Origin of the sequence: Ruthenibacterium sp. (assembly GCF_017421385.1) — a bacterium.
GTDB classification, from domain to species: domain Bacteria; phylum Bacillota; class Clostridia; order Oscillospirales; family Ruminococcaceae; genus Ruthenibacterium; species Ruthenibacterium lactatiformans.
The window spans coordinates 1-8,156 of record NZ_JAFOIN010000006.1; the positions used below are offsets into that span (position 1 = coordinate 1).

Annotated in this window: 6 protein-coding genes and 1 pseudogene; 5 read left to right on the forward strand and 2 right to left on the reverse strand. The window is 60.2% G+C overall.

Annotated features, from left to right (window positions below; genetic code table 11):
• Both IIY41_RS00730 and IIY41_RS00735 read right to left on the reverse strand, forming a co-directional pair.
• Nucleotides 1-210: pseudogene (locus IIY41_RS00730) on the reverse strand (gfo/Idh/MocA family oxidoreductase); the annotation flags it as partial.
• Between the two features lie 52 nt (nt 211-262).
• Complete coding sequence (locus IIY41_RS00735; RefSeq protein WP_058723722.1) at nt 263-2,416, reverse strand: helix-turn-helix domain-containing protein; 2,154 nt, start codon at nt 2,414-2,416, stop codon at nt 263-265.
• Between the two features lie 378 nt (nt 2,417-2,794).
• On the opposite strand from IIY41_RS00735, the gene IIY41_RS00740 reads away from it, so the two are divergent.
• The 5 genes from IIY41_RS00740 to IIY41_RS00760 form a co-directional block, all read left to right on the forward strand.
• Nucleotides 2,795-3,436, forward strand: coding sequence for an ABC transporter permease family protein (locus tag IIY41_RS00740; RefSeq protein WP_287399191.1), 642 nt, complete (start codon nt 2,795-2,797; stop codon nt 3,434-3,436).
• Between the two features lie 6 nt (nt 3,437-3,442).
• Nucleotides 3,443-3,757, forward strand: a complete 315-nt coding sequence (locus tag IIY41_RS00745; RefSeq protein WP_287399193.1) for an ABC transporter permease family protein — start codon at nt 3,443-3,445, stop codon at nt 3,755-3,757.
• Nucleotides 3,758-3,780: 23 nt separating this feature from the next.
• Nucleotides 3,781-4,680, forward strand: a complete 900-nt coding sequence (locus IIY41_RS00750; protein WP_058723724.1) for a carbohydrate ABC transporter permease — start codon at nt 3,781-3,783, stop codon at nt 4,678-4,680.
• Between the two features lie 75 nt (nt 4,681-4,755).
• Nucleotides 4,756-6,390, forward strand: a complete 1,635-nt coding sequence (locus tag IIY41_RS00755) for an extracellular solute-binding protein (protein ID WP_205457361.1) — start codon at nt 4,756-4,758, stop codon at nt 6,388-6,390.
• A gap of 101 nt (nt 6,391-6,491) precedes the next feature.
• Nucleotides 6,492-8,156: hypothetical protein (locus IIY41_RS00760; protein WP_287399192.1), on the forward strand; the 1,665-nt coding region annotated here is incomplete at its 3' end.

The window sequence follows — 8,156 nt, forward strand, 5'->3', positions numbered from 1 at the left end:
CATGGCCAGTACCTCGCGGTAATCCGCCGCAGCGCGGGGCGCGGGCTGGCCCGCTGCCGTCACAAGCTGCACGCCCTTCTCCCGGCGGTCCTCATAATTGTCGCACACGGCCAGCACACGAACGCCCGGCTGGGGCAGGATACAGTTTTCCAACAGGTTGGAGCCGCGGTTGCCCAGGCCGATAACACCTACATTCAATACTTCTTTCATAAATGGATACTCCCTTTCCGTTTCAAAAGCGGCCCGCACAGGCTCTGGGCCGTTATTTCCTTCGTCTGCGCAGGTATTCGGACACGGAAACACCATAAAAGCGCGAAAATGCACGCTTGAACGAATAATCGTTTTCGTAGCCCACGGCGCGCGCCGCCGCCGCCAATGTGATTTTTTTATTTTCCAGCATCTCGCAGGCCAGTTCCATCCGGCCGCTGAGCAGGAAATCGTAAAAATTAATGCCGCACACACGCTTGAACAGCTTCGAAACCGCGGAGACTGAAAGGTTGAACCGGTCTCCAAGGTCCTTAAGAGAAAGATCCGGGTCCGTCAGATGCTCCTTAACGTATTCCACGACCTGCTGCTCCGTATCCCCAGCCTGCTGAGACGCTGTTTTCTCCGCACAGAACAGCGCATTCACCCGGTACAGCGCCCCCCACATGCCGTCATCCGTCTGTGCGCTGCTGACAGCGTCAAACTCAGCAGCATAGCGTGCGGGCTGCGGGTCGAACTCATGGATGATGCGCGAATACGTCTGCGCCAGCATCAGCACCAAACGCCGCATGTTCTGCTGAGACACGCCCCTGCGCTCGTTTTCAGCGCGTATCTCGCCCAGGATCGTCTCCGCCATCGCCTGCTGGCCCGCTTTCGCACGGTTGATGAGCTGAAGCTCCCACTCGACGGGATAATAGATCCCCCGGTCGGGAGATGTAAGGCACGCGCCGTCGGACAGACGTGCAGAAAGCTGCTCCGCCGCTGCATAATAAGATTTACTAATGCCCAAAACGCCCTCCTCCAAGCTGCCGCAGGCGATAAAAGGCATCGTTTCCGTGTGCTCCTGATACGAGAGCGCGACCCGCTGCGCCAGCGTCTGCGGGCACACCTCATCCGGCCCTCCCGGTGCGACAATGGCCGCCAGACGCGTCCTGGAAAGTTCCGTGATCTCATACAAAAGGTCAAAGGATGAAAGAGCCTCTTCCAGCGGCATCACACCGTGGCTTCCTTCTCTTTCTTCCACCAGCAGCACAAGATGGGACATCGAATCTGAAAAGCCGATGTCGAACTCCCGCATTTTTTCCGCAGCCTCCGCCGCATCGAAATACCCCTGCAGCAGCCGGCGCAGAAAATTGCTCCGCGCGGTGGCGCGGTAACGCTCTGCCATATGCAGCACATTTTCCCGTTCCGCAGCCAGCTGGCACAGCGATTCCTCAATGATCGCATATTCATCCCCCGCATGCACCGGCGCGGGAAGGCGGTGTGCCGCGCTGTCTGCCAGCCGCTTGAGCGGGGTGTAGGTCAGCTTTGTAAGCAGCCACGCCAGATTCACCGTCAGCAGCACTGAAATAAGCACCAGCACGGCGATAAACCAGACGCTTCGTGTCCGTACCAGCGGCACGGCGGAAAAGCCGGACGTGATATCCACCGGGAAACATACGGAGCGGTAAGTATAATCAGCCTCTGCGGCCCTGGCCGTGAAGGATATCCCCGCCAGCTCTCTGTCCGCGCCGCGGATAGAAAGGGAGAGCATATCGTCCGTGCGCAGCAATGCGATCTGGTTGCGGATGGCGGAGCGGTCCAGTTCCACCAGCAGAAAGCTCCGCATGGGACGATTGTACTCCATCGCCTCTGCAAAGAACAGCCGGGACGCCGCGCCGCCCGTCATGCCGAGCTGCGCGCCGCACACCAGGCCGCTGTTTTCCGGCAGGCTCAAACGCTCGTACACCACAGCGCTCTCCAGCGGCGTCTGCCCTTTTTCCAGCGAAAATGTGCGGAAGAAGTCTGCCGTATCATAAAAGCCGGCGGAGGAATACACCTCCTCCTTTTCGGGAAAGACCACAGACAATTGCCGGATCACGCCGCTGGCCGCGGTATAGCCGCGCAGGTCTCCGCAGATGGCCAGTTTCTCGCGCAGGCCGAACTCTTCGTCATACAGCCCCGCGGCCGCACCGCGCCGCTTTACCCACTGCGTCTCGGACAGCTGCTGCCCAAGGCCCTGAACGCGCTTGAACTCCGCATCCAGTGTGCGGGCCGCAAGCTCGGCGGTATGGGCCTGGCGGGCGGCGTCCTCGCGCTGCTGTGCGCGGAAGGTGGAGACGGCCAGCACCCCCGCCAGGATGACCACCGGCACAAGGCATATGAACACATAGGAAAAGAAGATGCGCTGCACCGTGGAAAGCCTGTGCCGCACGGCCGGCTTTTTCTTCATCGTGTGCGCCCCCCCTCCCCGGCGGGCGCGTGCGGCCCGCCACAGACAAATCACTTCAAAACGGCAGCTCCAGTATATCAAAACACGCGCCGTTTGAAAAGCGTGCCGCCTGTGCTCCCTGTGGGGAAAAAGCAAGCTGCCAAGCCGTTTTCCAGTGCTTGCGCATCTTTTTTTGACAAAATCGCAAAATTGGAAATCGCTGCGCCGGCCCGGCAAAACATGCCGCAAAAGCCCCGCTTTTTCAAAAAAGCGCACGGCTTCAAATTTGGTTCGTTGCAAACGCGGCCCGGCGCGGTTATGCTGAAAGCACAGCCCCGGACGGCTTTTCCGCCGGACACAGGACAAAACGGCAACATGTGATCGAGAGGATGTGGCACATTGACAACCATTTGCAAAAAACGCGGCGCGCCGCGGCAGAGCCTCGCGGACCGGATCGGCCGCAGGCGGCTGCGGGAGAGCGGTGAGCTCTATCTCATCATGCTGCCGGTGCTGGTGATGATCTTTATCTTTTTTTATATGCCCATGTTCGGCGTTGTCATCGCTTTTCAGGATTACGTCCCCGGCGACCCCTTCTTCGCGTTTGACGGCTCTACAAAATGGGTGGGCCTGCAGCATTTTAAAACGTTCTTTTCTTCCATCTATTTTCCGCGCCTGTTAAAAAACACGCTCACGCTCAGCCTGATGAACCTCGCGTTCGGCTTCTGGGTCCCCATAGCGTTCGCGCTGCTGCTCAACGAGGTAACGCACCTGCGCTACAAAAAGCTGGTGCAGACAGCCAGCTATATGCCCTATTTCATCTCCATGGTAGTGGCCGCGGGCATGGTGGTCTCCTTTATTGAAAAGGACGGCCTTGTGAACCAGATCATCACGCTGCTGGGCGGCGACCCCGTCTCCTTCCGCACCGACCCGAAATGGTTCCCTGTTGTATACACGGTCACGAACATCTGGAAGAGCTTCGGGTGGAACAGCATCCTCTATCTCTCCGCCATGGCCTCCATCGACCCGGCGCTTTACGAATAGGCGCGGCTGGACGGCGCGAACCGTTGGCAGCAGGCACTGCACATCACGCTGCCGATGATCGCCCCCACAATCGCCATCATGCTCATCTTCGCGGTGGGCGACATCATGAGCTCCAACACCGACCTGATCCTGCTTTTGTACAACAACGCCACCATGAAGACCGCCGACGTGTTCGGCACCTACGTTTACCGCGAGGGTCTGCTCACGGGCAAGACCAGCCTTGGCACCGCCATCGGCCTGTTCGCCTCCACGGTGAATCTGATCCTTGTTTTCATCGCCAACAAATGCAGCAATAAAATCTCCGGCGACGGACTGTTCTGAAAACGAAAAGGAGGCTTACCGCCATGCTCCGACAAAAACACGGCATCCGCGAAGGCTCCCGCCTGGCGAGCATGCTCATTTACCTCGCCACCGGGCTGTGCTGCATCGTCACCGTGTACCCCATGTACTATGTGCTCATCCGCTCTGTCAGCGCGCCCGAGCACGCGCTTGCGGGTGACATGCTGCTGTTCCCAAAAGGGTTTGACCTTAACTCCTACCGCGTCATCCTTTCCGACACGACTCTGTGGCGCGCCTACGGCAATACGCTTTTGTATGTTGTCGTCACCACGCTGCTGATGCTCCTGTTCTGCACATTGTGCGCGTATCCCCTGTGCATGCCCGGGCTTTTGGGCAAAAAGGCCGTTGTCACCTACCTGCTCGTTCCCATGTATTTTTCGGGCGGGCTGATCCCCACGTTCCTTGTAATGAACCGCCTTGGCCTGTACAACAACATCTGGGCCGTCATCCTGCCTGGGTCTCTGAGCATCTGGAACATCATTCTTGCACGCACGTATTTCGCCTCTATCCCGGACACCATCCGGGAATCCGCAGCCATCGACGGCGCCAGTCACTTCACCATTCTGCTGCGCATCTATACGCCGCTGGCAAAGCCCATCCTGGCCGTCATTTCCATCTACACCATCGTCATCACCTGGAACAGCTGGTTCAACGCGCTGGTCTATCTGCCCGACACCGCGCTGCAGCCCCTGCAGCTCTACCTGCGCCGGGTGCTGCTGGAAAACACCGTGGATCTGACAAAGCTGCCCATGAACGAAGTGGCCGAGGCCGTGCGCCGTTCACTTTCCAACGTGCAGCTCAAATATGCGATGATTATTTTCACCACATTGCCCGTACTGTTTGCCTACCCCTTCTTCCAAAAGCATTTTGTAAAGGGCATCATGGTCGGCTCATTGAAGGGCTGACCCTCTTCAAGGCAGATTTCGCCCCGACGCCTCGGGTCGAAGTATGATAAAATATCATCAAACAGGAGGAACGACATGAAACATCTGAAAAAACTTACCGCACTATTCCTTGCGGCGGCGCTTGCGCTTTCCATGGCCGCCTGCGGCGGCGCATCGTCCGCCCCGGCTTCCGGCTCTGCATCCGCCGGGGACGGCGCCCGGCGTCTGACGATGCTTGTGCCCAACAACACAAACCAGTACATCAAATTCGACGAACGCGAGGACTACCCTGTCTGGCAGGAGCTGAAAGCCCTGTTTGCACAAAAGAGCCTGGAGCTGGAATTTGAGGTCGTCCCAGCGGACCAGTACCCCACAACGCTTCAAACGCGCATCGCCTCCGGCACCGACCTGCCGGACATCGTATGCCTGACGCCGTTTGACGACGCCGCCGCGATGGACCTTGCCAACAAGGGCACCATCCAGCCCATCAACACCATCATGGACGAGTACGGCGACGGCACCTTCAACCGCTTCATTCACGAAAAATATCCGTTCATGGCACAGCTCACCACCGCGCCGGACGGCAATATCTACTGGTACACCAGCGTTCAGGCACAGACCTACGAAGACAAGCCCGCCCCCACCTGCCGCGTCATCAACATCCGCAAGGACTGGTTGGAGAAGCTTGGCCTGGAAGCGCCTGAAACCGCCGAGGAGTTCATCTCTGTGATGAAAGCGTTTCAGGAAAACGACATGAACGGCAACGGCGCGGCGGACGAGATCGTCACCGTGGATACCTCCGGAGATTTCTTCATGACGGGCATCGCCCAGTGGTTCGGCGTAGGCAATTACCTCACTTCTGTGGACGTAAAAAACAACAAGATCGTCTCGCCCTGGTACCAGGACGGCATCAAAGACTACTTGAAGTATATGAACCGCCTTGTGGAGGAGGGCCTGATGGACCCGGACCTCATCGGCGCCACCTACGAGCAGACGAGCCAGCGCATGGCCGAAAACAAAGTGGGCGCCACGTTCGATTACTGCATGCAGATGTGGCTGGAGCCTTCCGTCAACGCTGAAAACGTTGAATTTTTGCCCATTGCGAACCTGGAGACCGGGTACGAGCCGTACATTGTCATTGAGCCGTCGTTCTTCTCCTGGCAGAAATGGGCCGTTACGAAAGACTGCAAGGATCCCGAGGCCGTAGCCGCGCTGCTGGACGTGCTGTATTCCGACCGGTATGAAGAGCTGTCCGCCTGGGGCATCGAGGGCGAAACGTACGAGGTCGTGGACGGCCGGCGCCAGCTCATGGAGGGCATCGGCGGCGCGTACTGGGAGCAGAACGCGAAGGACCGCAAAACCCCCGGCGGCTCGCTGTGGAGCGGCTGCGTATTCCCCACCGTTTCCCTGTACACAATGGAATCCCAGTTCACCTCCCGCCCCGAGCACAAAAACGAATTTCAAAAGAGCGTGGTCTTCCAGGACGCGGTTTATCCGGATGCCAAATACTGCTACATGGCCATTGCCACCGATGAGCAGAACGCGCGCAAGGCTGCTCTGACGACCGACCTTTCCACCTATTCCAGCGAGCTTGTGACCGATTTCATCCTGGGACGCGCCAGCTTTGACGATTGGGACCAGTATATTGCCCAGATGCAGGAGTTGGGGCTGGACGAGCTGATCGAGATCGAACAGTCTCAGTATGACAAATTCCTGGAGCTTTCCAAATAGACCGCTTCGCACGCTGACGCGGCATGCTGTGGAGGCCGATGCGCGCATCGGTCTCCCTATTTTTTACAAATCCCGCATCAAACAGAAAAGGTGGTACTCTTATGGAATATATTCTGCGCGTTGCCGTGCACGAGGATGCGTGGCGGCGCCAGCTCGGCGAGCTGCTGGAGCTTTGCGCCCGCACGCCCATCCGCGAGGTGATGCTGATGGAGGAATCGCATCAGCTCCTCACCTCCCCGTTCCCACGGAAAAAGCACGAGCGCATGGCTGCTGTCTACGCCCGTATGGCCGAAGCGTTTGCCGCGGCGGGCGTGCGGTACAGCGTAAACCTCGTCACCTGCGCGGGGCACGGCGACAACCGTGTGCCCGCCCGCCTTGCGCTTCCCTTCCAGCGCTTTGTGGGGGAGGACCTTGCGCCCGCGCACGCAGTATACTGCATCGCCGATGAGGCGTGGGTGGAATATACGGCGCAGATCAGCGCCCTGTACGCGGCCACCCGGCCCGCGCGGCTGATGCTGGACGACGATTTCCGCTCGCTGAACCACACGGCTTCATACGGCTGCTTTTGCGAAACCCACGCCCGCCTTGTTTCCCGGGAGCTTGGGTACGACGTCACGCCCCTCCGTCTGCGGGACGCGGCCTGCGGCCTCGGCCCCGACGCCGGAGAGGTAAAAGCCGCGTGGATGCGGGTGAACTTTGCCGCCCAGCTGCGGGCCGCAAAAGCGGTGGAGCGGGCTGTGCACGCCGTCTCGCCCGAGACGCAGGTGGGGCTGATGAATTCCGGCGAGCCGGCGCATTCGGTGCAGGGGCGCGACATGGACGCGCTGCTCCGCGCCTTTTCCGGGGGCGGGCAATGCCTTTCCCGCCCGCTGGGCGGCGCATACAGCGACGCGCTGCACACCGGCGCCGTGGAAATGCTTACGGGCATGTCTCTGAGCATGGCCGCTGTACACAGCAGTACCTTCTGGGCCAGCGAGGTGGAAAACTACCCCAATACGCCTTACACAAAAAGCGCTGCCGTCACGCAGCTGCAGATGCAGCTCCACGCGCTTGCGGGCGCGGACGGCCTGACGCTGAACCTGCACGATTACCTTGCCACACCGCTGCCGCTGCAGCGCGAATACGCGGAGATGGTGTGCAAAGCAGCGCCTGCGGTGGAGGCCGTTCAGCAGCTGCGCAGGGGCAAGACGATGCGCGGCGTGGGCCTGCCCTGGCGCGGGGACGCGGCGCTGCACCGCCAAAACCGTGCGCACACCCCCGACGGCATGCTGCCCGCCCGGCCGCTGGACGCGGTGCTTCCGCTGCTGGGCGTTCCCGTACAGTTCACGCCCGCCGCCACCAACGTTCTGCTGGGCGACGACGTGCTGTGCTATAAGAAAGCGGAGCTGGAAGCCTTCCTGCGCGGAGGACTGATGGTGGACAACATCGCCGCCGAACACCTGTGCGCCATGGGCTTCGCACCGCTGCTGGGCTGCGCGCCGGACGGCCGCATCGAGGGGCCCTGCGTGGAACAGATCTCCTCCGCAGAATATGCCCGCCAGTGGGCGGGCACGCTGCTGTGCACCGATTGGGAGGCCGTGCGCCGGGAGGGCGCGTGGATCACACGCTTCGCGGCGGCGGCCGGCGCGCAGGAGATCTGCCGCCTGCTGGATGAGGAAAAGCAATACCTCGCCCCCGCCCTCATCCGCTTTGAAAACGCATTGGGCGGCATTGTCTGCGTGCTGGCCGCGCCGGCCATGGCGATTTTCGGCATCCTGCCCCAGGCG

Coding starts and splice junctions, on each gene's coding strand:
- IIY41_RS00735 (WP_058723722.1), bottom strand. CDS start 2,416: ATGAAGAAAAAGCCGGCCGTGCGGCACAGGCTTTCCACGGTGCAGCGC.
- IIY41_RS00750 (WP_058723724.1), top strand. CDS start 3,781: ATGCTCCGACAAAAACACGGCATCCGCGAAGGCTCCCGCCTGGCGAGC.
- IIY41_RS00755 (WP_205457361.1), top strand. CDS start 4,756: ATGAAACATCTGAAAAAACTTACCGCACTATTCCTTGCGGCGGCGCTT.